The sequence below is a fragment of the Kribbella sancticallisti genome (genome assembly GCF_039530625.1).
In the GTDB taxonomy this organism is placed as follows: Bacteria; Actinomycetota; Actinomycetes; order Propionibacteriales; family Kribbellaceae; genus Kribbella; species Kribbella sancticallisti.
Map to the genome: position 1 here is coordinate 304,665 of NZ_BAAAOS010000020.1, position 22,407 is coordinate 327,071.

24 protein-coding genes are annotated in these 22,407 nt (G+C 67.6%); 15 read left to right on the top strand and 9 right to left on the bottom strand.

Annotation, left to right across the window (positions count from 1 at the left end):
* Positions 1-290 precede the first annotated feature (290 nt).
* The 4 genes from ABD255_RS18015 to ABD255_RS18030 all read left to right on the top strand — a co-directional run bounded on the left by ABD255_RS18015 (position 291) and on the right by ABD255_RS18030 (position 4,261).
* Positions 291-959 (top strand): GntR family transcriptional regulator, encoded by a 669-nt coding sequence (locus ABD255_RS18015; protein ID WP_344215304.1) that lies wholly within the window; start codon positions 291-293, stop codon positions 957-959.
* Between the two features lie 477 nt (positions 960-1,436).
* Positions 1,437-2,357 carry a dihydrodipicolinate synthase family protein gene (locus ABD255_RS18020; protein ID WP_344215306.1) on the top strand — a complete coding sequence of 307 codons (921 nt, stop codon included), beginning with the start codon at positions 1,437-1,439 and terminating at the stop codon, positions 2,355-2,357.
* Positions 2,357-3,364, top strand: a complete 1,008-nt coding sequence (locus ABD255_RS18025; protein WP_344215308.1) for a LacI family DNA-binding transcriptional regulator — start codon at positions 2,357-2,359, stop codon at positions 3,362-3,364. Before ABD255_RS18020 ends, ABD255_RS18025 begins: the two co-directional genes overlap by 1 nt.
* 720 nt (positions 3,365-4,084) lie before the next feature.
* Positions 4,085-4,261, top strand: coding sequence for a hypothetical protein (locus tag ABD255_RS18030; protein WP_344215310.1), 177 nt, complete (start codon positions 4,085-4,087; stop codon positions 4,259-4,261).
* A gap of 458 nt (positions 4,262-4,719) precedes the next feature.
* On the opposite strand, the gene ABD255_RS18035 is transcribed toward ABD255_RS18030, so the two are convergent.
* On the bottom strand, positions 4,720-4,944 hold the full coding sequence (locus ABD255_RS18035; protein WP_344215312.1) for a hypothetical protein: 225 nt from the start codon (positions 4,942-4,944) through the stop codon (positions 4,720-4,722).
* Between the two features lie 269 nt (positions 4,945-5,213).
* Here ABD255_RS18035 and ABD255_RS18040 point away from each other — a divergent pair, with 269 nt between their 5' ends.
* On the top strand, positions 5,214-5,918 hold the full coding sequence (locus ABD255_RS18040; RefSeq protein WP_344215314.1) for a hypothetical protein: 705 nt from the start codon (positions 5,214-5,216) through the stop codon (positions 5,916-5,918).
* 95 nt (positions 5,919-6,013) lie between these two features.
* Entirely contained in the window at positions 6,014-6,541 is a 528-nt protein-coding gene (locus tag ABD255_RS18045; RefSeq protein ID WP_344215316.1) for a ferritin, read from the top strand.
* Positions 6,542-6,630: 89 nt separating this feature from the next.
* On the opposite strand, the gene ABD255_RS18050 is transcribed toward ABD255_RS18045, so the two are convergent.
* On the bottom strand, positions 6,631-7,248 hold the full coding sequence (locus ABD255_RS18050; protein WP_344215318.1) for a TetR/AcrR family transcriptional regulator: 618 nt from the start codon (positions 7,246-7,248) through the stop codon (positions 6,631-6,633).
* 99 nt (positions 7,249-7,347) lie between these two features.
* On the opposite strand from ABD255_RS18050, the gene ABD255_RS18055 reads away from it, so the two are divergent.
* Positions 7,348-8,592 carry an FAD-dependent oxidoreductase gene (locus ABD255_RS18055; protein WP_344215320.1) on the top strand — a complete coding sequence of 415 codons (1,245 nt, stop codon included), beginning with the start codon at positions 7,348-7,350 and terminating at the stop codon, positions 8,590-8,592.
* Between the two features lie 218 nt (positions 8,593-8,810).
* Here ABD255_RS18055 and ABD255_RS18060 read toward each other — a convergent pair whose 3' ends face one another.
* Positions 8,811-9,449 (bottom strand): hypothetical protein, encoded by a 639-nt coding sequence (locus tag ABD255_RS18060; RefSeq protein WP_344215322.1) that lies wholly within the window; start codon positions 9,447-9,449, stop codon positions 8,811-8,813.
* 324 nt (positions 9,450-9,773) lie between these two features.
* Here ABD255_RS18060 and ABD255_RS18065 point away from each other — a divergent pair, with 324 nt between their 5' ends.
* From ABD255_RS18065 to ABD255_RS18075, 3 genes are all read left to right on the top strand, one after another.
* The gene (locus ABD255_RS18065) at positions 9,774-9,965 is read left to right on the top strand and encodes a hypothetical protein (RefSeq protein WP_344215324.1); all 192 of its coding nucleotides are present in this window, start codon (positions 9,774-9,776) and stop codon (positions 9,963-9,965) included.
* A gap of 524 nt (positions 9,966-10,489) precedes the next feature.
* Entirely contained in the window at positions 10,490-10,711 is a 222-nt protein-coding gene (locus ABD255_RS18070) for a helix-turn-helix domain-containing protein (RefSeq protein ID WP_344215326.1), read from the top strand.
* Positions 10,711-11,301, top strand: a complete 591-nt coding sequence (locus ABD255_RS18075) for a Clp protease N-terminal domain-containing protein (protein WP_344215327.1) — start codon at positions 10,711-10,713, stop codon at positions 11,299-11,301. The genes ABD255_RS18070 and ABD255_RS18075 overlap by 1 nt, the downstream gene beginning before the upstream one ends.
* Positions 11,302-11,332: 31 nt before the next feature.
* On the opposite strand, the gene ABD255_RS18080 is transcribed toward ABD255_RS18075, so the two are convergent.
* The 4 genes from ABD255_RS18080 to ABD255_RS18095 all read right to left on the bottom strand — a co-directional run bounded on the left by ABD255_RS18080 (position 11,333) and on the right by ABD255_RS18095 (position 15,217).
* On the bottom strand, positions 11,333-11,833 hold the full coding sequence (locus tag ABD255_RS18080; RefSeq protein ID WP_344215330.1) for an Rv1733c family protein: 501 nt from the start codon (positions 11,831-11,833) through the stop codon (positions 11,333-11,335).
* A gap of 165 nt (positions 11,834-11,998) precedes the next feature.
* Entirely contained in the window at positions 11,999-12,283 is a 285-nt protein-coding gene (locus ABD255_RS18085; RefSeq protein ID WP_344215332.1) for a hypothetical protein, read from the bottom strand.
* 181 nt (positions 12,284-12,464) lie between these two features.
* Complete coding sequence (locus tag ABD255_RS18090) at positions 12,465-13,133, bottom strand: response regulator transcription factor (protein WP_344215334.1); 669 nt, start codon at positions 13,131-13,133, stop codon at positions 12,465-12,467.
* Positions 13,130-15,217 (bottom strand): sensor histidine kinase, encoded by a 2,088-nt coding sequence (locus tag ABD255_RS18095; RefSeq protein WP_344215336.1) that lies wholly within the window; start codon positions 15,215-15,217, stop codon positions 13,130-13,132. Before ABD255_RS18095 ends, ABD255_RS18090 begins: the two co-directional genes overlap by 4 nt.
* 163 nt (positions 15,218-15,380) lie before the next feature.
* On the opposite strand from ABD255_RS18095, the gene ABD255_RS18100 reads away from it, so the two are divergent.
* The 5 genes from ABD255_RS18100 to ABD255_RS18120 all read left to right on the top strand — a co-directional run bounded on the left by ABD255_RS18100 (position 15,381) and on the right by ABD255_RS18120 (position 20,201).
* Positions 15,381-15,770 carry a hypothetical protein gene (locus tag ABD255_RS18100; RefSeq protein WP_344215338.1) on the top strand — a complete coding sequence of 130 codons (390 nt, stop codon included), beginning with the start codon at positions 15,381-15,383 and terminating at the stop codon, positions 15,768-15,770.
* Positions 15,771-15,775: 5 nt separating this feature from the next.
* Positions 15,776-16,087, top strand: coding sequence for a hypothetical protein (locus ABD255_RS18105; protein ID WP_344215340.1), 312 nt, complete (start codon positions 15,776-15,778; stop codon positions 16,085-16,087).
* A 155-nt stretch (positions 16,088-16,242) separates the two neighbouring features.
* Positions 16,243-17,064, top strand: a complete 822-nt coding sequence (locus ABD255_RS18110) for an ester cyclase (protein WP_344215342.1) — start codon at positions 16,243-16,245, stop codon at positions 17,062-17,064.
* A gap of 335 nt (positions 17,065-17,399) precedes the next feature.
* The gene (locus ABD255_RS18115; RefSeq protein WP_344215344.1) at positions 17,400-18,158 is read left to right on the top strand and encodes a DUF4118 domain-containing protein; all 759 of its coding nucleotides are present in this window, start codon (positions 17,400-17,402) and stop codon (positions 18,156-18,158) included.
* 42 nt (positions 18,159-18,200) lie between these two features.
* On the top strand, positions 18,201-20,201 hold the full coding sequence (locus tag ABD255_RS18120; protein WP_344215346.1) for an APC family permease: 2,001 nt from the start codon (positions 18,201-18,203) through the stop codon (positions 20,199-20,201).
* An 18-nt stretch (positions 20,202-20,219) separates the two neighbouring features.
* Here ABD255_RS18120 and ABD255_RS18125 read toward each other — a convergent pair whose 3' ends face one another.
* A complete protein-coding gene (locus tag ABD255_RS18125; RefSeq protein WP_344215348.1) occupies positions 20,220-20,858 on the bottom strand; it encodes a potassium channel family protein in 639 nt (212 codons plus the stop codon).
* 16 nt (positions 20,859-20,874) lie between these two features.
* On the bottom strand, positions 20,875-22,257 hold the full coding sequence (locus ABD255_RS18130; RefSeq protein ID WP_344215350.1) for a TrkH family potassium uptake protein: 1,383 nt from the start codon (positions 22,255-22,257) through the stop codon (positions 20,875-20,877).
* Positions 22,258-22,407: the final 150 nt, after the last annotated feature.

Genomic DNA, 22,407 nt, shown 5'->3' on the forward strand with positions numbered 1-22,407 from the left:
GCGTGATGGGGGTCGTCTGAGCGGCCGCCAAAACAGCGGCCGGCACCGGTCTCGAGAAGGTGCGCATGCGGAACTCCTTGGAAACGGTCTACGGTTAACCGTCGACAGCCGGGACTATGCGGGATCGGATCAGCGCACGTCAAGAGCTCAGAAGGGACCCGTCGCTGGAAGGTGGCGACCCGTGGCGGTTGCGTCCAGGCCGGGTCGCGGGGCTCTTGACAAAGACCGTTGGGTCCCGCGACGATCCGATCGTTGACCGTTAACGGTTTTCGATTGACGGTGAGGATCGGATGAGCGTATTCAAACCTGTGCGGCAGGTGCCCCTGGGTGAGCAGATCGCGCATGAGCTGCGGGTGATGATCGTGACAGGACAGATGCCACCCGGCGCCCGTCTCGTCGAAGACGGTCTGTCCGCACAGTTCGACGTGAGCCGCGGGCCAATACGTGACGCGCTCCGCCTGCTTGAGAACGAAGGGCTCGTGGTGGCGCAGCGTCGTGGCGTCGCCGTCGCCGGGCTGACGTCGACCGATGTCGACGAGCTGTACTCGCTGCGCGAGGCGCTCGAGACGCTTGCCCTGCGGGAGAGCATGAGGCGCGAGAGCGTGGACTGGTCGATCCTCGAGGAGCCTCTGGGTGACCTTCGCTCAGCCGCCGACGAGGGGTCCGCAGCGGCGTTCGCGGCGGCTGACCTGGAGTTCCACTCCAGGCTCTACGTCCTCTCCGGTCATCGCCGGCTGCAGAGCAACTGGGCCCAGCACCGGCCGATCTTCCATGTGTTGCTTGAGGCATCCAACGCGCAGGACGTCGATCTGCATCCCTCGGCGGAGGCGCATGCCGACCTGCTCCGAGTGTTCCGATCCGGCACCGTCGAGGAAGCGGCCTCGTTGCTGAGCGAGCACCTCTTCGGAGCGCGAAACCGGATCCGCTCGGCACGTGAGGAGTACAGCACACAACGCTAGCTCGGACCCACCGAGGACCTACCTACCCGGTTGTTGAGCAGCTGGCGTGGATCGGGCCGGTGCGGCAATGGCCCCGTCTCGACAGCTGCCGCTGTCCCGCCGCAGACAAGGAATCGCCATGAAGGTTGGGTCGTGCGCCGCGACCGGCGTACAGGAAGCGCAAACGCCACTCGGCGCTACGGATTCGTCGGTGCACCGAGGCATGCCTGCCCGCAACAGGCGGTCCCTCGTGTCCTCAGCCGACCTTCGCCAGTGGACGCGCCGGCACCCCGACAACGGGCTCCACGGATACCAGTTCCTGGACCGGCTGACCGAAGACGGCCACCTGCAGTCTCCGTCCCGTGCCATGGCCCCAGCGAGGCGCAGGCGCACAACCACCACACCGCGGACTTTCTCACCTTCCAATGGGTGCCGGGGCTCCCGCGCACTCCCAGCGTCGCCGCAGGAATCGGTCGCCGTGGCCACCGGGAGCACCGTGTGACGGTCCAGCGCCCAGTCGTTGTCGCAGCTGCCCCAACACTTTTCGCTGCTGACGGCAGCCTCGATCTCCACCGCAGCACGCGGCTCTACCGCCACATCGCCGAGTCGGGCGTCGACGCGTTGTTCGTCGGCGGAACCACCGCGGAGTTCCCCTCGCTCGACGAACGCGAACGCGCTGATCTCGTCCGGGCGGCGTTGGACGCCGCGCCGGCGAGCCGCGTGATCGCCCACGTCGGCGCGGCCAGCGGATGGCAAGCCGCACGACTCACAAAGCGGGTCCGTTCCCTCGGTGCACGGCGCCTTGCCGCCGTGACGCCGTACTTCTTGCCGGCAGGCCCGCGTGCCCTGCGTGAGTACTACGCGCAGGTGTGCGACGCCGCCGACGGTCTCCCCGTCTATGCCTACATCTACCCGGACCTGACGAACACCACGGTCCGGCCGGACCAGCTCGCCGAGCTCGCGGCTCTGCCCGGGCTGATCGGTGCCAAAGTCAGTATGAGCGGCGCCGCGCCGATCGCCGCCTACGCAGCGGCGGTACCGCCCGGCTTCGAGCTGCTGTCGGGCTCTGACGCCGAACTCGCGCCCGTCGTCCGCGCCGGCGGACTGGGCGTCGTTTCAGGAGTCGCGAGCGCCGTACCCGAACCGTTCCTCGCCCTCGCCGCTGCGGTTGCCGAAGGCAACACACAAGCAGAACAAGAGGCCCAGGAAGAAGCTGATCAGGCCGTCGCGGCCATCGGCCCGAGCATCGCGCTCCTCAAGGAGGCGCTTGCTCTGCGCGATCTACCCACCGGCTCCAGCCGGATGGCACTCGACGTACCGAACGACGACGCGCTCGATCGACTCACCCACTTCCTGGACGGCGCATACACGAACGGTGCCCGGACGGACGCGATCGCCGAACCGCCGGCAGCGTCGTGATGGTCACCATCTATCAAGTCGCCGCGGAGGCGAAGGTCTCGGCTTCGATCGTGTCCCGGATCCTGAACGACCGGCCCGTGCGAGTGACCGAGGAGACCCGAAGCCGCGTGCTGGCCGTCGCCTCGGAACTGCGCTACGTCCCCAACAGCGTCGCCCGCAGCTTGCGGCAACGGCGCTCCGACACCTGGACACTGCTCATCCCGACACTCGAGGACCCAGTCCTCGCCGGTATCGCCCACGGTGTCACCGAGACAGCACAGGCGAGCGGCCACCAGGTCGCGGTGACCATAACCGGGGGCAGCACGAGCCGGGAGCGAGCCAGTCTCGACACCGCGGAAATGGCGCGCCCAGCGGGTCTGATCGTCGTACCAGGAACGCCGGAGCCGGACCTGTCGCAGCTGAGCGTCCCGGTCGTCGCCGTACTGCGCCCCGCGCGAACCGCCAACGACCAGGTGATCGACGACACCTTTGATACTGCCCGACGCGCGACCGCGACCCTACTCGAGGCTGGACATCGACGCATCGCGTGCCTGCCCGGTACTAGGCAAGACCCGCTCGACGTCCAGCGGCTCACCGGCTATCGACAAGCTTTCACCGACGCCGGACTGGATCCGCCCGCCGATCTCGTCCGCCACTGCCCATCTCAGCCGTCCGCAGCCCGTGCGGCCACCTGCCGACTTCTCGACGGTGACCCGCTCGATGCAATCCTCCTCGCGAGCACCGCCCACGCGATCGGCGCCGTCGAGGCCCTGGGATCGCGTGGCATCGACCCGGCGTCGGGGCCTGCCCTCTTCGCCTGCGATTCGGCTCCATGGACGACGATCTTCGCTCCGTTCCTCAGCGTCGCCAAACGCCCCGGCCACCGCCTCGGCCGCACGGCGGCACAATTCCTCCTCGACCGCATATCGGACCCGACCCGACCGCCCCGCGCGGCCGTACTCGCCTCAACACTCGACCTCCGTGGCCCACTGGCCACCACCTGGACCGGAGCCAGGCGCGGTGATTGACACGCCTCAGGACTCGAGATCGCGTGGCTTGGTCGACCTCCGGCACGTTTGTAGGTCGGGACCGCGCCGACTGTCGATCGCCGAGATCAAGTCCCAGACCCATTACGCGCAACTTCGAACCCTGCTTCGTGCCCGGTCTCCCGTAGATACCGGAGTACGCAAGATACCTGTTCGCCGAAGGTGATCCGGATGAGTCCGAACGCGGCGTACCGAAGAGCGAGGCCGAAGTCGACGAGGCGATTGCCACCCGAACGTCCACAAGCTGACACGAGGTCGAACCGCGCATGAAACACGGATCAACGGGTACACCGGTCCTGCTCACGTCGGGTTCTCTCAGCGACGTGGGGGCACGGGCGGCGAGGTGGCGGCAGGTCGCAAGGCAGCGTCCGCCCCTCGCCGGCTCGTGGTAACGGCTCCCGTAGCTGATCAGAGTCCACTCGCGAGTTGGCCCGCTCAAAAACCGGTGGCGTGGAGGTCGACGGCTCGCGAACGTGGACTTCACCCAGTCGGCACGCCTGATCTCTCGCAACACGACCTCGTCGGCGACGTGACCGAACGGTACGCGCCGGCGCCACGCCCTTTCGTCAAGATCCGTGCAATCCGCTCGCCACATTGCCACCGTGAGCGGCTGATGGAAACCAGGTCCAGTGCATCTGCAGCTTGTTGCAGCCCCGCATCGTGCAATCATGAATTGCCCCGCACGTCGTGAAATGGGAGACCATGACCGAGTTCGCCATCGAGCTGAACCGTAGGATCACCGCCGCACGCGAGTTCCTCCGCGCGGCACAGGCGGCCGAGGATCTCGATGCGGAACGGGTGTACGCCGGAGAGCTCGACAGCCTCTTCCACATCGCGGTCGAGAACGGCGTCGACGTCCAGCCCGAAGTCGCGCGCTGAGCCCTGTGCTCGAGCTGCCTTCGCAAAGCCGTCGCACTTTCTTGCAGTCGCCGAGGGCAGTGCGACGCGGGGCGTGGTGGTGTGCCGGCCCGAGATGGGCTCCGCCGAATACCCGCGGGTCCGACCTGATCGCGATGTACTCCGCGGACACCGCATCCTGCTCCTCCGCGTCGAGCGCCTCGAACGCACCGGGCAACTTGTTGATCAGCAATGCGCACGGCATGGGATCTCCTCAGGGCTCGGATCCAACCGTCACATATCCGACGAGCACAGCCGGTCCCAGGGGACAGCCGGTCCCAGGGGACAGCCGGCGGCGAAAGTTGCCGAACCATTCGTCTCGAGGTAGTTGCCTTCGCAGCCGATGACTGGATAGCCGCCCGACGCTGTCCACGTCGCCGAGTGGTGCATCAGCTCCAACTCACGGTCGACGACCCGCGCCACGTGGCTCGGGACCGCGGTCAGTCGAGACCGAGCCGCCGGCGAACCTCCTTGTGCGGGACGGTGAACGCCTGCCCGGCCGCGTTCAAAGCGTCCCACTCACGCAGCGCGGCAGTGTCCTCTGCTTCAGCCTCGGCGCTCAACTGGTCCGTCGGCGCGCTTGCCTCAGCCGCCGGGACCCAGAGCGGACCACGGGCCCCGGTCTCTCCGGTGATCGCCCTGTCGTGCTCATCGTCGCTCGTCATGTCCCAAGGATGCCGCCTCGTTCCGACAGTCGGCGTTGGCTGCGATGAGCCGATGTCGCAGGGCTGGCGCCAGGGACGCCGACGTGGTGTGCCGTGCGGCGTGAGGTTTGCCGCACGGCACCGACCGGCCGGAGCAGCATGCCCCTCAGCTGCGCTCCAGCCTCCATCCGGTCCGGTCACCGGATGTCCCTTCCATCCAACAGTCCACCACCACGACGCGGCCCTGCCAAGATCCGCAACTGCGGCGCGCGACCCTAGACTGCTGAACTGTGACAAGCATTGGCGACGTCGGGTGGGATCGCGAGGCGTTGCAGCGGTTGCGCGCCGGCGATATCGGCGTACTGGCCACTCGTCCCCTCGCGCCGGTCTTGCAGCACGTCGGCCAAGCTCTGCTCGGACGAGACCTTGCGGGCAACGAGAACCTTGTACGGCGCTGCGTCACCGCGCTCGGCGAGCGAGATGATGCGGGCGACGACGTACTGGCTGTGGAACTCCTGGCCGCACTCGGACAGCCGATCACCAACGAGCAGGTGCCGTGGCCATTGACCGCGGTACCGGTCGACCTCGAGATGCTGGCCGACTTCCTCGACGGCGATCCGCTGCAAGGCAATGGCGTCGTCGACCTCCTCACCGGCGACGTCTATCCTCCGGGCGTCCTGGACTGGGACCGCCCTGAGGAACTCGATGAGAACAGCGACTCGTTCGACCCGGATCGGTGGCTGCACTTTCAGCCCGAGAGCGGCGAAGGCTACCGCGACATGTGCGACTTCGCCGTGAATCTACCGGAGGGCGAACTGCGCGATCGGCTGCTCCCTGCGCTCGACGGTCGTGGCGCGTTCCGCCGCTTCCGCAACGCGCTGGACGACGATGCGTATCGAGATCAACTCACGAACTGGACATTGTTCGGCGACGAGCGCCGACTCGGCCGCGCACGGGAATGGTTGGCGCAGGCGGGCTACCGCAGCGTCCAATAGCCGACGCTCCCCCGGTTCGACGCTCGCACCCATCCTGCGGCGCGACCCGGACTCGAGCAATTCCGCTCGGATCCACGCGCCGTTGGATTGACAAGATGAATACGTTTGAAGGGCTTCTCCAGGATCAGATCCGTAACGAGTTCACGGCGTCCCAGCAATACGTGGCAGTCGCTGTCTGGTACGACGAGCAGGATCTCCCGCGGCTGGCCGCGCACTTCTACAAGCAGTCGCTGGAAGAGCGCAACCACGCGATGATGATGGTCCAGTACCTGCTGGACAAGGACACCCGGCCACACATCCCGTCCGTCGGCGAGGTCGAGTCGGACTTCAAGTCGACGCTGGAGCCGCTCGAGCTCGCCGTGGCGCAGGAGATGACCGTCACCGAGCAGATCGAGACGCTGGCGCGGACCGCGCGCGACGAGGGTGACTACATCGGCGAGCAGTTCATGCAGTGGTTCCTCAAGGAACAGGTCGAGGAAGTCGCGGAGATGAACACCCTGCTCAACGTCGCAAAGCGCGCCGGCGACGACCTCTTCCACCTCGAGCACTTCCTCGCCCGCGAACACGTCGGCGTCAGCACCAACGACCCCACCGCCCCGCGCGTGGCAGGTGGAAACCTCTGACTCTCGCCCCTCCGAACGGTGCCGCCTGCGCCGAACTTGTCTCGACCCTGCCGGCGTGGCTGTGACACCGGCGCCCCTTCGCCGACTGCTCAGCGCCTGAACCGACCGGCGACCTCCTCGGCACCGATCGGTTCTCCGGCCAGCTGTGTCGCCGAGTCCGCCCGGAGGCCGTCCAGGACCAACCCGAGATGCCGCGGCCGGACCGCCGCCGCCACTTCTTCCGGTACGGCGGGCAGCGGCCGGGCGACCGTGGCCAGTACCAACACAAGGTCGCCCACCTCCACATCGGCCCGCAGTACGCCTTCTCGACGGCCGGCTGCGAGTAGCTCGCCCAAGCCGTCCACGACCTGACGACGTACCCTCTTGAACTCCTTGTCGATCGGCACATGACTGCCGATGATCGGCAGCAACGCCACGATCCGCCGCTCGACCACCGCATGGCAGAAACGAACCAACGCCGACCATGCATCGGGCTCCTCAGCCAGCGCGGCACGGGCCTCCTCGTCGACCTGACGCATGTTGTCCATCGCCACCTGCTTGAGCAGGTCCTCCCGGGTCGGGAACCGTCGATACAGCGTCGCGTTCCCGACACCGGCCCGTTCCGCGATCTGGTCCAACGGCGCACCCGGTCCGAGCTCGAGGAACACGGCGTCAGCGGCGGCCAGGATCAGGTCCCTGTTCCGCTGTGCGTCCGCCCTCAGCTGCATCGACGTCCTCCCGGACAAGTGAATGATCTCTCCCCGGTTATGCTAGCGTTCTGGTTAACTGGGGATTTGATCCCCACTTAGATGAGAGGGGTTCCAGTGATGGCCAAGGCTCGCTCGGACTCGGCCCGCTGCGTTGTCGTCGGCGGTGGACCGGCCGGCATGATGCTCGGGTTACTGCTTGCCCGGGCCGGGATCGACGTTGTCGTACTGGAGAAGCATGCGGACTTCCTCCGCGACTTCCGTGGCGACACCGTGCACGCGTCCACCCTCACGCTCCTCGACGAACTCGGACTTGGCGAGCAGTTCGCCCAGCTCCCACACCAGCTCGAGAAGCGGGTCGAGATCGTCTTCGACGAGGGCAGTCTCGCGCAGGACTTCGATCGGCTCCCCGGTCGCCATCAACACATCGCACTGGTCCCGCAGTGGGACTTTCTCGGCCTGCTGGCCGATGCTGGGCGAGAGTCACCGCATTTCGATCTGGTCATGTCGGCAGAGGTCGAGGAACTGATCGACCAGAGTGGAACCGTGACGGGCGTGCGTTACCTCGACCGGGACACCGGCGAGCGACACGACCTGACCGCGGATCTGGTCGTGGGCTGCGACGGCCGCCACTCCAAGGTCCGGTCGGCTCTCGGCATGCCGCTGAAGTCCATCGGAGCACCGTTCGACTGCCTCTACGTACGGCTGCCGCGGGACGCGTCGGATCAGCCGAACAGCATCGTCCGGTTCTCGGCGATCGGCGGCCTGGTCCTGATCAACCGCGGCGACTACTGGCAGGCAGGGATCCTCATCCCCAAGGGTGCCGCGCGCGCGGCGCTCGCCGACGACGCCGGGCAGCTACGCCGGACGATCACCGAACTGGCCCCGTTCCTGGCCGATGCGGCCGCGGAACTCGACGCGAGCAGTGTCGCCACCCTCGAGGTGAAGCTCGAGCGACTCCGGCGCTGGTGGGCACCCGGCGCGCTCTGCATCGGCGACGCGGCGCACGCGATGTCCCCGATCGCGGGCGTCGGCATCAACCTCGCCATCCAGGACGCCGTGGCGACCGCACGCATGCTGGCACCGGCTCTACGCGGCGGGACACTGACGACCCGGGACCTGCGGGCGGTGCAGAAACGCCGGACACTGCCGACCATGGTCACCCAGGCCTTGCAACAATCTGCGCAGCGCCACTTCATCAGTGCCTCGCTCAGCGGGAATCCGGAACCACTGCGCATGCCGCTGCTGATGCGTGCGATCAACCGCCTACCGGTCTTCTCCGGACTGTTCGGCCGGCTCGTCGCGATCGGCCTCCGCCCGGAAGCACTGGCCGCTTCCCTGATCCGGAACGGGGCGGCGAGGTAGAATCGGGCTGGGCGAGAGAAGCCAGGCACAAAGGTACGGAGAAGCGGACCCCAGCCGCGCACCGTACATCTCGGCTCGCTGCAGTAGCGGCGATGGGCTTCTCTCGCTCATGGTCCGATGATTGGCCGACGTCTCCCGAGCCGCGAGCGCTGGGCCACCGGCGATCGACCGCGCTCGCCGGCCAGGCGTGGTTCCCTGGTGGCCTGCCGCGCAGGACGCTAGGCCGTCTCGTGCGCGGCGAACTGTATGTCGACGCAGGTATTGGGTCCGTCGCCCAGTCCCAGCGAGCTCTCGGGAGTGCAGGCAACCTCGAACGACTTGATCTGGCCGGGCATGAACGCGGTCAGTTTCGGTCCGTGCGTCCGGACCACGAGGTGTACGTCGGCCTTCCGCGCGTCGATGAGGCCGGCGCACAGGAAGCCCTCGCCGAAGGCCTCGAACGGGCAGTTCGTGGTGTCGCCCTCCGAGAGGTAGGAACCGACGCGGTGCGCGCCGGCAGCACCTACGACGTGCCCGGCGGCGTACTGCACCGACGCCTCTACCGCGGGGTTGAACAAGTCAGGCTCGGCACACCGTGTGGGAACCCCCGGTGCACCGGCGCAGTTCTCCGGGTTGTTGAAGATGACCCACCACACGGTGACGGCATGACCGGCGGGAGCCGATGTCTGCTGGGACAGCGAGATCCCGCTGTCGGTCCGCGTCAGCTGTGAGGAGGCGCCCTCGACGACTGAGCCGTCGGAGAACCGCCACAGGGCGCTGATGCTGTGCTGGGCCGGGGCGCTGTTCGCGGTCGGTGCCAAGACGGCCGTCAGCGCGAGCGCAGCGGCAAGCTGCGAGAGTAGAAGTACGCGTTTCATGATGCCCCTCCCGTTTCCCCCGGCCAATCACGGAACCCCCAGCGGACCTGCCGTCAATCGACCGGGACCTGTCTGATTCCCGGAGTGTCACTCGCCGGACCGTCACATACATAGGGTTGGCGGCAGCCCGTAAGAGTCCCGTCATGACGCACCCTGCAGCTGGTCGCAATCCGCGCCACGACGGCCACCACGCACAACTCCCAAACCACCCGAGCACCCAGAAGCTCGAGCGGCAACACCCCCAGATGAGCAGCCGAACCCCACCATCGTGGCTGCAGCTGTCGCCTGCGAAGGAAGGTAACGCCGTCACGAGAGCGAATTTCCATGAGCAGCGACCAACGGCTGGACCTCGAGTTCGCCTACGGGACCTACCAGGACTCCTGCCGCGACCTCTACTCGCCGCATTATTTCTGCCGGCGCGCGCTCGGCCACGACGGCGTCCATGCGGCAGGCTTCGGCTCCAGCGAGCCGCGCTGGGAGCACCGGACCGATCACACACCCCACATGCGCCTCTGATGCCGTGCCCGGGCCGCATCAGGCCCGCGCCGTCGCGGACCGTCACCACCGAACACCTTGTCACCAGGCCGCGGTACGGCTCCGTGCAGCGCGATGAATTTGGGGCTCGTTCGCTGTTGACACGAACGGTGTCCAGCGCAAACCTGGAATTGCCTGCGAGGCGGGCGAGGGAGCCGAAAGGCTGAGAGGCCTGACGATCTTCGGACCATAGGGCGACCCCCAGATACCTGATCCGGACAATGCCGGCGAAGGGAAAACGTCTCGCAGGTTTTTGCTGCCCATGTCTCCTACCGTCGTTCACCGGCAGCCGCTGCGGATGGAATCCCGGCGGGGTGGCGATGCGCATCCAGGCAGCCACGGCCGCGGTGTTGACGGTCGCAGCGTGCAAGGTGTCGTGGTCGTCGAAAACCCCTGCGACAACGTCGGCCGGCCTGACCGACGAGCAGGCCGTCGCGGGCCGGCCCCCTCGAACAGGACGTCAGCATATGTTGACACAACTTGGTCGTCAGCATATGCTGACGGCTATGGAGACGACGGTGGAGATTGCCGAAGGTGCCGCGAGCAACGACCCGGAGGTCGGATTGCGCGCGGTGGCAGCGTTGCGAGCGCTGACCGAGCAGCTGGAGCATCTGCAGGTCGACAACGCTCGCGCCCTGGGCTGGTCGTGGCAGGACATCGCGACGCGGCTTGGGGTCACGAAGCAAACCGTGCATCGCAAGCACGGTCGGCGTGTGGGGAGCCGGTGATGTTCGAACGATTCACCGATCAGGCGCGCGAGGTGATCGTGCAGGCGCAAGCCCAGGCGCGGCGGCTGGGCCACGGGTACATCGGATGCGAGCACCTACTGCTGTCCGTGGCCTCGACCGACAGCGAAGCCGGAAAGGCACTCCGTGAGCTCGGGGTCACTCCCGAGGCGGTCGAATCGGCCGCGGTGGGCATCCTGTCCGGCGGCCAGCCAGTGTTGGACCGAGACGCTCTGGCTGCATTCGGGATCGATCTGGACGCCGTACAGGAACGAGTCGAGGCTGCGTTCGGGCCGGGAGCGTTGACCCGTCCGGTAAGTCCGAGCGGCCGGCGGCGCGGGTGGCGGCGACGGCGCTGCGAATCAGGCCCGCCGATCGGGGGAATCCCCTTCACTCCATGGGCGAAAAAGTGCCTGGCGGACGCGCTGCGTGAGATGACGGTCCGCCACGACGCCGTAGTCGGCGTCGAACACATCGCTCTTGCCTTGACCGTGATGACGGAAGGGATGGCTCCACGCATCTTCTCGCGGCTCGGCGTTTCCACGGCCCGGGCGCGAGCCGAAATTCTGGACCGATACCGGGCTGCCGGCTGAGAAGGTCAACGCACCGTCCAAGCGTGCGGAGTCAATCCTGCGGGTGCCGCCAGCGCCGGTCCAACTGTTGCCATTCGCGTTCCCAGTCCCGCGCCCGCCGTCGATTGAGCGGCACCAACGCCAGCCGGGTCACGAACGGCATCAGCATCCAGCCCGCCAGCACTGCGGTCACCCCGGCCGCGCTGCCGAGCGCCGCGCTGTCGGCAGCGGTGCGCGGCGGCGGAACGACAACGCCCTGCTGATCGACCCAGATCGCCACCTCGCTGCCACGCTTCACCCCGATCGTCACCAGCGTCCACCCCTCGCGGGGCACGCCACCGGGATCTGTCCAGGCGACCCTGACCCGAGACAGGACCTGCCCAGCTCCGGTCGGTATCGACGCACTGTCCTCGAGTGTCAGCGCCGTCATCTCGGTCAGCAGCGCCCGCCGCCGCGCCGCCGCATCCTCGCTCGCGTCGCGCACTGCCGTCCCCACCGCGACTCCGGCCGGAATCATCAGCAGGCCAATCAGTACGGCGCCGAGCACGATCACGACTCGATCCGATCGACACGGCGCCACAACGGGTTCCTCCCGAACCCGAGCCCACGCATCCATCGCCGAACGCCCATCCCGACCACAACCTCCAGGCCGATCCCTCTCCCCCATTCTGCCTCCCGACGAGACGTCGGGCATCCTCCGGCCAGACGGCCCGGGGTCTCATCGGAGGGCAAGGACTGCCAGCGCGATCACGAGACCGGCAGCAACGAGCCGCGTCCGTCCGCCTGGCTTCAAGGGCACGCCCGGCAGGACCGCGCCCGCGACAATGACGGCCGCTGCGAGGCGCTCAGCCAACCAGGCCCAGGTCAGTACGTGTCCGGTCCAGACGAGCGCCAACGCCGTCACCGCCAGCACAACCAGTCGCCACCGCCACCAATGGCCGCGATGAATCGCCTGCTCAGAGCGGCGTTGCACAGCGGTACGCCGTTGCGATTGACGTCCCATCGCGTTCCCCAGATACCCTTGCCCCGACGGACATCAGGGCCAACCTTGTGCTACCTCCAGCGTCGCACCAAGCCTCAAACCGCCCACGAAACAACGCCCACGGACAGGATGTATACGCCCACATCCCGGCGATGCAGCCGGTGTCCCGCATATGGCCGCCGGCTGTGGACGTGGCAGCAGCTCAGGATTCCCGGAGCCAGGTGAGGACGGCGAGCACCCGGCGGTCGTGGTGCTCGGCCGGTCCGAGCTCGAGTTTCGAGAAGACCGAGGCGACATACTTCTCCACGGAGGAGACGGAGAGGTGCAGCGAGTCGGCGATGCCGCGGTTGCTCATGCCCTCGGCGAGCCTCTGCAGCACGTCGGTCTCCCGCTCCGTCAGTGCGTGCAACCGCGAGCGCTCGGTACGGCGTCGTGCCGCCAGCAGTTCGTCGACCACCATCGCATCGATGACGGACCTCCCGGCCACTACCTCGCGCAGAGCGAACACCAGGTGCTCGACGTCCGCGACGCGGCTCTTGAGCAGGTAGGCAAGGCCGTCGCTGCCGTGCTCAAGGAGGCTCAGCGCGTAGCTGGCCTCTGCGTGCTGCGAGAGGACGACTACCCCGATGCCTGCGTGCCTCCGCCGGATCTCGTGCGCTGCCTCGATTCCCTCCAGTCGGTGGTTCGGTGGCATCCGGATGTCGGTGACCACGGCATCGGGGTTGTGTTCCGCAACCGCGTCGAGCAGCTCGGCGGCGTTGTCGACGGCGTCGACAACCTCGATCTCTCTGGTGTCCTCGAGCAGCCGGCGGGTTCCCTCGCGTACCAGGTAGTGGTCCTCGGCCATCACCACTCGCAGCGTCGTCGTCATCGATCCATCCCCTCACGGGGACCGGACGATGGCACGGGCAGGTCGGCACGTACCCGGGTGCCGGAGCCCGGACGGCTGTCGATCGTCAGCCGGCCGCCGAGCGCGGTGACCCGGTCCTCCATGTTGGCCAGCCCGCTGCCGCGACCGCGGCCGTCGTCGAAGCCGCACCCCGCGTCCCGAACATCGAGTCGCAGCGTGCCGTCCACCAGCGCGAGGCGGACCTCGGCTCGGTCGGCGTGCGCGTGCTTGAGCACGTTGGTCAGGGCCTCGGTGCACACGAAATACGCAGCTCCCTCGATCTCGTCGGGTAGCCGCGCGTCCGCGCCCGGGTCGACGGCCAACTCGACATCGATGGGCAGCTTGGCGGTCCGGCTGCGGATCGCTTCCGGCAGGCCGTGGTCGGTGAGCACCGGCGGCCGGATGCCCCGTGCGATCTCCACCAGCTCGATGAGAAGCTCGCGTGCCGCCTGCTCCAGCTGCGACAGCGTGTTCGCCACCTCGCCGGGAGCACGGCCGAGCTGGTTGACGGCCAGTCGCAGGCCGGCCATCAGCGCCACCACCCGCTGTTGCGCGCCGTCGTGGAGGTCGCGCTCGATGCGCCGCCGCTCGGCGTCGCCGGCCGACACGATGCGCGCCCGCGAGGCCGCGACCTCCGCGGCCTGCGCCTCGGCCAGCGCGAGCTGGCCCGCAAGCTGGCGGGTGAGGCTGGCGTTGTGCACGGCCAGTGAGACCTGGTGTGCGAGGGTGTCGAGCACGCGTGCGTCGTCGTCGCCGAAAACCGCGCCGGCCTGGGCGCCCGCCTCGATCACGCCGAGCTCCTGGCCCCGCAGCACAAGTGCTGCGGTGAGTCCTGGTTCGTGCTCCGGTTGGCGTCGTCCCGACGTCGCCAGCTGCCCGGTCGCGAGCCGTACCCCGGCCCATTCCGCACGCAGGCCGGTGCGCACTGTCTCGGCCAGGCGCTCGAGCAGCTCCTGCTGGTCGACGGTGCCCTCCAGCGCTCGGCCGAGGCGGGCGATCAGCTCATGGCCGCCGACACGGCGGCCGAAGACAAGGCGGTCTGCGAGCCGTTCGAGCCGCGCTCGCGCGGGGTTGAAGGCGACGGTCACGAGCACCGTGGCCACCACAGCGGCCGCCACCGGCAGTCGCTGGCTTCCGGCGACGCCGACAGCCGTGGCCACCCCGGCGTAGGCAGCCGCGATCAGCGCCCAGAGGACGCCGTACACCAGCGACTTGCGGATGACCACGCGCACGTCGAGCAGCCGATGGCGCACGATCGCGACCAGCAGCACCGCCGGGATCATGCCCAGCGTGAGGTACTGGCCCAGGGTGCTGGCCCAGAACCACGCGCGCTCGACATCGGCCCAGGTGAGTAGGGTGCCGAGGCCGGCGAGGCCGAGCGCGGTCAGCGGGATCAGGAACAGCCACCGCATCTGAGCCCGCCGCTCGTGATCCGCGCGCAGGTACCGCACGCCGAGCACGACGAGTACAAGCAGGAGGGCCCAGTCGAGCAGGGAATCGAGCAGCCGGTCGACGTCAGACAGCAGACCTGCGGCGGCCGGGACCCGCAACGGGTTCGCGATCTCCTCACGCGCGAACTCGGGGTCGACGCGAAGTTGTTCGGTGCCGCCGATGTGCGCCACCAGGCCGACACCGGCCATAGTCCAGACCAGGCCCAGGAGTGCCCGGTCGATCCGGCCCTCGGGACGGCCGGCCGGGAAGAGCAGAAACACGGTCAGGATGAGCGCGGCGGCCAGGAACTCGAGGACGGAGACCGTCACCGCAGCGACTTGCTGCCCGGCGCCGCCGAGGTCAGGCCAGAGGTCGTAGGCCACCGCAACGGAGCCCGAGAACAGGGACCCGCCGGACGTGCCGACCGCGAGCAGCCGCGCCATCGGCAGATCCGGGCGCAGCGACCACGCGAGCAGCCCCACGCCGTACAGCGGCAGGACGAACACCAGCGACCAGGCCGCGACCTGCCAGCTCGCAGGACGCCACAGGGCTAGCGAGAGCAGCAGCCCACCGGCGCCGGCGCCCCCAAGCGCGAGCGCCGTGCGGACACCGAGATCCAGGACCGGGCTACGCACATGGTCATCATCCCGCGCGGGAGGGCCGCGCGCACCGCGGTTCACCACAATCCAGAACTGCAGAGAACCGGAGGGTGCTCTGACCCAGGCACCATGTCGCCACCCGACCTGCGTCCCTAGCGTCCTTGAGGACAAGGATCGGTACGACCATGTGGAGGACGACATGACAACGACAACCTGGCTGCGGGCGGCGGCCGTGTGCGGGGCGCTGTACCCCCTGCTGCTGATCGTGGGGGACGACGTGATCGCCGCGGGCGACGAAGTCGCGCCCAACGCGGGTACGCCGGAGCAGGTCGCAGCGGCAATCGCGGCCAAGGCGTCGCCGGCGTACTTCTACGGACGCGGTATCGGACTGCTCTCGGTGCTCTGCCTGGTCGTGTTCGCTGCATACGTCGCCTCGCGGCTGCGTGCGCGTCGCGGACCTGGGAGCATCTGGCCGCCTCTCGCTGCGGGCGGCGGCGTGCTCGCCGGCGCCCTGCTGATGCAGGCGGCGGTGCCGCAGCTGACCCTGGTGAAGCACGAAGGCGCAGGCGCCGATCCGGATTCCTGGTGATGCTCATGGAGCAGCAAGTCTCCTTCCTGCTCGCGATGCTGCCGATCGCGATGTTGGTGGCCGCCGTGGCGGTGGCGGGCTGGCACGGAGAGGTCGTCGGCCGGGCCGTCGCGCGCACCGGTGCCGTGCTGGCGACGCTGCTGCTCGCCGGCTTCGTGCTCGTTGTCGGCGGCCAGGAACTGGCATTCCTGCCGATGGCCTTGTCGTGGCTGTGGTTCATCGCCGCCGGCGTCAGTGCGGCACGCCGAGTGCCGACGACCAGCGAGGTCGTCGCCAGCGCCCCCGGTGACCGTCAGGTGAGTGAACGTCCGGCCTAACACGCTTCGGAGCACGACCGCCGGGCGAGCGGGCCCGGGAGGCAGGACCCGCCTCGGCGCCCGGCCACGGCGCCCAACGAAATCGGCACCACCAGTCCTATGCCTTGGGGACGATCGCAGCGCCATGATGGCGCCACTAACAAGAGGAGTCCGCCATGGACCACGACACCCCGCACAAGAACGAGAGCTGCCGCGTCGTCCGCCGCTTCTTCACCGAACAGGACGCCGGCAACCTGGCCGTCATCGACGAGTTGACCTCCGACGACTTCCAATTGCACGCGGCGGGAGTCCCCGGGCCGCTCGACCGGAACGGACTGCGCGGCTTCGCTGAGGCGTTCTACCGCGCGTTTCCGGACCTCCATCACACGTTCCTACACCAGGTCGCCTCTGGGGGCACGGTCGCGAGTCACGTCCGAATGCGCGGCACACATCGCGGCGAGTTCCACGGCATTCCGGCCACGGGTGCGGACATCGACCTGACGGCGATGCAGTTCACGCGGGTCGAGCAAGGGAAGCTCATCGAACACTGGACGGTCATCGATCAGCTCAGTCTGCTGGGCCAGCTCGGTGCCCCGGGAGGAGCCCCTGAGGTACCCCCGAACCGCACTCTGTTCGCGAACATGTACGAGGCGTTCACCGCCGGTGACATGGAGAGGCTCGCCACCCATTTCGACCCCGACATCGTCTGGCACACAGCTGGGTCGAACCAGCTCTCCGGCACCTATCGCGGTAGAGCCGACACCATCGCCTCGTTCGAGCGCGAGTTCGACCTCTCAGCGGGCACCTACAGGCCGGTTGTACGTGACGTGCTCACCAGCGATACGCGCATCGTCGCTCTGTTGCACGCCGACGCGCAGCGCGGGGACCGCGCCTTGTCCGAGGAATACGCGATCGTCTTCGCGGTGGACCGCGGCCTGGTGGTCGAGGCATGGGAGTGTTGGTGGGACCAACGGGCCGTCAACGAGTTCTGGAGCTGAAGGACGAAGGCCGGCGTCGCGAGCCCGGGCGATCGCGCCGTCCCGGATCGGATTCGACGACGCCACTCGACCTCACCCGCGGCACGTTCGCGTGGATGCCGCGGGAAGGCCCGCGCGCAAGCTCCCGCCGCAGCCGGTTGAACTCGCCGCCACCGACTGCTCCTCGGTACCCCCTGCGGAGGGCAGACCGAACCCCGAGTTCCCCCGTCGCGACCAGCAGCTCGAGCCCTGCCCGGATAAGGTAGGAGTCCTCCGCCACGACGAGACGCACCATCACCGCATCATCCACGACCCCAAGCCGGCACGACTCCGCCGGAAGGCTTCATGATGGTGGCATGCGAGTTCATGTCATCGAGCGCGCCCGTACGGCGGTGGTCGTGGTGGCCGCTGTCGTACCGGCTGTGGTCTGTGCGGCGATCGTGCCGTTCCGCGCGCAGATCGAGAACACGAATGCGGCTCTGGTGCTGGTCCTGGTCGTGGTCGGCGCGGCGGCGACCGGGGTGCGCTGGGCGGGCATCGCCGCGGCGTTGGCGAGCACGGTGTGGTTCGACTTCTTCCTCACTCAGCCGTACCAGCGGTTCAGCATTACCGATCGTGCGGATGTCGAGACCGCCGTGCTGCTCACGATCGTCGGTGTCGCGGTCACCGAGGTCGCTCTGTGGGGACGCCGTCAGCAGGCCCGCGCCAGTCGGCAGCAGGGCTACCTGAGCGGGGTTGTGCAGACCGCCGGCATCGTCGCGGCGGGAAGCTCACGGACCGAGGACCTGATCGAGCACGTCGCCGACCAACTCGTCGACCTCTTGGGTATCGACGACTGCCATTTCGACAGCCGGACGGAGGACGTCGCGCCGGCCGCCGTCGTCCGCGACGGCACGGTCGTCCGCGGGGGCCGCGATCTCGACGTCGAGCGGTTCGGACTCCCGACCGATTGCGAGATCGAGCTGCGCGTTCAGCACGACGGCATCACCCGAGGCCGGTTCCTGCTCGTCGCATCCACCCGGCTCGCTTGCCCGTCCGACGCGCAGCGGCAAGTCGCCGTCGTACTCGCCGACCAGGTCGGCGCCGCGCTCGCAACTCACCCTGAGCTCTCCTGATCCGGATGCGACACGGTCCCCGGATGATGCTTTGCTGACCCTATGACGAATCTGCTGTTCGACGCCTCCAAGCGGCTGCTGCTGGGCAGGCCGCTTCGAAGCGCACAGTTGAGGGAGACGCTGCTTCCGAAGCGACTGGCCTTGCCGGTCTTCTGCAGCGACCCGCTGTCCTCCAACGCTTACGCGCCTGAGCAGATCCTTCTCGGCCTGGCCATCGGCGGACTGGCCCTGACCCATGCGGCGCCCTGGATCGTTGGAGCGGTCATCGTGCTGCTGGTCGTGGTGATCGGCTCGTATCGTCAGATCTGCCGGGCCTACCCCAGTGGTGGCGGGGCGTACTCGATCAGCCGCGACAACCTCGGGACCAACGCTTCGCTTGTCGCGGGCAGCGCCCTGGTGGTCGACTACGTGCTCACGGTGGCGGTTTCGGTCACAGCAGGGGTTGCGAACATTGCCTCGGCCGTCCAATGGCTGACCCCCTACGTCATCCACCTCTCGGTCGGGTTGGTCGCTGTGTTGACCTTGATCAACCTGCGTGGCCTGCGACAGTCCGGAAGGGCGTTCGCCATACCCGTGTACGGGTTCATCGCGATCGTGTTCCTGATGATCCTGGCGGGCGCCGCACGAATACTCGTCGGTCGTGACCCCGTCGCGGAGTCGGCCACGTTCGATGTCGAGGCCACCTCACAGACGACCGGTCTGCTAGCGGTGGCGATCGTGCTCCGGGCCTTCTCCCAGGGCAGTACGGCGCTGACCGGCATGGAAGTGGTGAGCAACGGCGTACCCCACTTCCGGAAACCCCAGGCGGACAACGCCGCCAGGACGCTGGCGATCATGGGTGCGATCACCGTGACGATGCTGGCGGGTATCACGTGGCTGGCCGTCGCGACAGGCGTCCGCGTCGCCGAACGTGAAGACCAACTGATCGGAGCGCCGGAAGGCTATGAGCAGCGTACGGTGATCACACAGGTGGCTGCAGCGGTCTTCGGCAACAACTCGGCCCTCTTCTTCCTGCTCGCCACCTTCACGGCCGCCATCCTGGTCCTCGCCGCGAACTCGGCGTTCAACGGTTTCCCAGTCCTGGCGTCGGTCCTGGGTCAGGACGGGTTCCTCCCGCGGCAGTTCGGGCGCCGGGGCGACCGGCTGGTCTTCAGCAACGGGATCGTGCTGCTCGGCCTGCTCGCCATCGCGCTGATCTGGTCGTTCGACGCAGACGCACATCAGCTGATCCAGCTCTACATCATCGGCGTGTTCCTCTCATTCACGTTCAGTCAGTTCGGCATGGTGCGGCACTGGACCAGGCATCTCCGGCACGAGCGTGACGTGGTCCGGCGCCGTACGATGCGACGGTCGCGGCTCATCAACCAGGTCGGGGCATGCCTCACGGCGCTCGTGCTCCTCGTGATCCTGATCAGCAAATTCACACGTGGTGGCTGGATCGTCGTGATCGCCTTGCCGCTGGTGTACGCCACGATGAAGGCCATTCGCCGCCATTACGACGACGTCGAGGAGCGGATCCGTCCAGCACCTGAGCCCGTGACCCTGCCGAGCCGCGTCCACGCGATCCTGCTCGTGTCCAGGCTCCATGCGCCGACGCTGCGCGCGTTGGCCTACGCCCGCGCGACGCGACCCACAACGCTGACTGCGTTGACGGTACAGATCAAGAAGGAGGAGACCGACGCCTTGATGGCCGAGTGGAGCCAAAGGGGTATCTCGATTCCGCTCACCGTCCTGGACTCCCCGTACCGCGATGTCACCAGCCCGGTGCTCGCCTACGTCAGCAGGATCCGGCGCCGAAGCCCCCGGGATCTCGTCTCGGTGTTCGTGCCCGAGTACGTCGTCGACCACTGGTGGGAACAGCTTCTGCACAATCAGAGCGCACTGCGGCTCAAGGCAAGGTTGCTCTTCAGTTCCGGTGTGATGGTCACGAGCGTGCCATGGCAACTGGGCGCCGGGGCGATACAGCCGCAGGCGGAACAGCCGCAGGCAGAAGAGCCGCCCGAGCAGTCGGCTGAACCGTCCCGGGGCGACGCCGCGTCATGATCGATCTGGGTAGGCCCGTCACAGCCAGTTCGTGAAGCGTTCGATGTCGTCGATCGTGCCGACGACCGTGATGGTGTCGTCGTAGGTCAGCACCGTCTCGGCGGTCGCGTAGGTGAACTGCTCGCCACTGGACTTCACCGCCACCACCGTGACTCCGAACTTCGAGCGCAGGCGCGACTCACCGAGCGGTATGCCGACGAAGTCCCTGGCAGGGGTCGTCTTGATCATCGCGAAGTTCTCGTCGATCTCGACGTAGTCGAGCATGCGTCCGGAGACCAGATGTGCCGTCCGCTCGCCCATGTCGTGCTCCGGAAAGACCACATGATGCGCCCCGACACGAGACAGGATGCGCCCGTGTTGAGGAGTGACCGCCTTCGCCCAGATCGTATCGACACCGAGATCGACCAACAGTGACGTCACCAGCACGCTGGCCTCCACGTTGGTCCCGATCGCGACCACCGCACGATAGAAATCCTGCGCGTTGAGCTGCTGCAACGTCTCCGGATCCGTGGCGTCGGCGGTGACCACATGGGCCAGTTGGCCGGCCAGGGACTCCACAAGCTTCGGCCGGCTGTCGATGGCAAGCACCTCCGTGCCGCGGCGCGTCAACTCCAGCGCCACTGCGCTTCCATAGCGCCCCAGGCCGACTACCAGCACCGGGTCGCCTTTCGGATTAGCCAACGATCGTCCTCTCCTCAGGATATTCGAACAACCGTGCCCGCTCACGCAGAGCGAGAGCGGAGAACAGAGTCAACGGCCCTATGCGCCCAACGAACATCAATACGATGATCAGCACATGGCCGCTGCGCGGCAAATCCGCCGTGATGCCAGTCGACAACCCAACCGTCCCGAACGCCGACACCACCTCGAACATCACCTGATCCAGGCGATGCGGAGACAGGTGCATCAACACCATCGTCACCACTGCCACCAGCCCCACACTCAGCAAGCCGATAGCCAACGCCTGCCGTTGAGTGCTCTCCGGCACTCGACGGCGGGCCACGTTCACCTTGGACTCACCCCGCAACTCCGCCCAGATGACCAGCGCCAACAATCCCAGCGTAGTCACCTTGATGCCACCGGCAGTTCCGGCGCTCCCCCCGCCGATGAACATCAGGAGATCGGTGAACAACCAACTCTCGGGATGCATGGCGGCGACGTCGATCGAGTTGAAGCCCGCGGTTCGCGCTGTCGCGGACGCGAAGAAGGCCGCCAGGAACTTGCCTTGATCGTCGAGCGGCCCCAGTGTCCCCGGATTGGAGAACTCGGTCAGGCCGATGACCACGGTACCGATCACCAGCAACGGCACGGTCACCGCGAGCGTGATCCTGGTCAGGACCGACCAGGTGCGCGGGCGGCGCCACGACCGGGCGAGTTCGAAGGCCACCGGGAAGCCGATGCCGCCCACGATGAACGCGATTGCCACAGTCAGTGTGATCCAGGGATCGGAAACGAACCCCATCAGGCTGTCGGAGTACACCGAGAACCCGGCATTGTTGAACGCCGAGATGGCGTGGAACACGCCGTCGTACACCGCCTCGCCCAGCGGCATGTCATAACCGGTGAAGAAGCGGACGCTCAGAATCGTCGCGATCACCACTTCGGAGCCGACGTTGAAGAGCACGACGTTGCGCACCAGATGCGGAACGTCCCGCAGCCGAGCCGTCTTCGTCTCCGCCTGCGCGATCAACTGGGTGCGCAGCCCCAACCGGCCCGACACCAGGATCGCGAACAGAGTGGCCAGCGTCATGATCCCCAGACCACCGACCTGGATCAGTGCGAGTATCACGACTTCACCGAACGTCGACCAGTACTGCCCGGTGTCCACCGTGACCAGCCCCGTCACACACACCGCCGAAGTCGCGGTGAACAGCGCATCGACGAACGGCGCCCGCTCACCACTCTCGGTCGCGATCGGCAGCGACAGTACCGCTGTGCCGATCAGAATGGCCGACCCGAACCCGGAGGCAACCACCTGCGTCGGATGCCGGAACCTTGACGACGACGCAGAAGCCCTGCGCCGGAGCCCGCCGCTCGTTGTCTCGCTCACATACACATCCCGGATGACGAAGCGCCGGCCGCCCGGCCGGCATCATGCAGCATAGTGTCGCCCGACAGGTCCCGCCCTCGGACGCCTCAGCCCGAGCCGTTGCCAATGGCAATACTCACCGACAGCTGTGCGAGGTCTCGTGATCGCTTGGGAGTG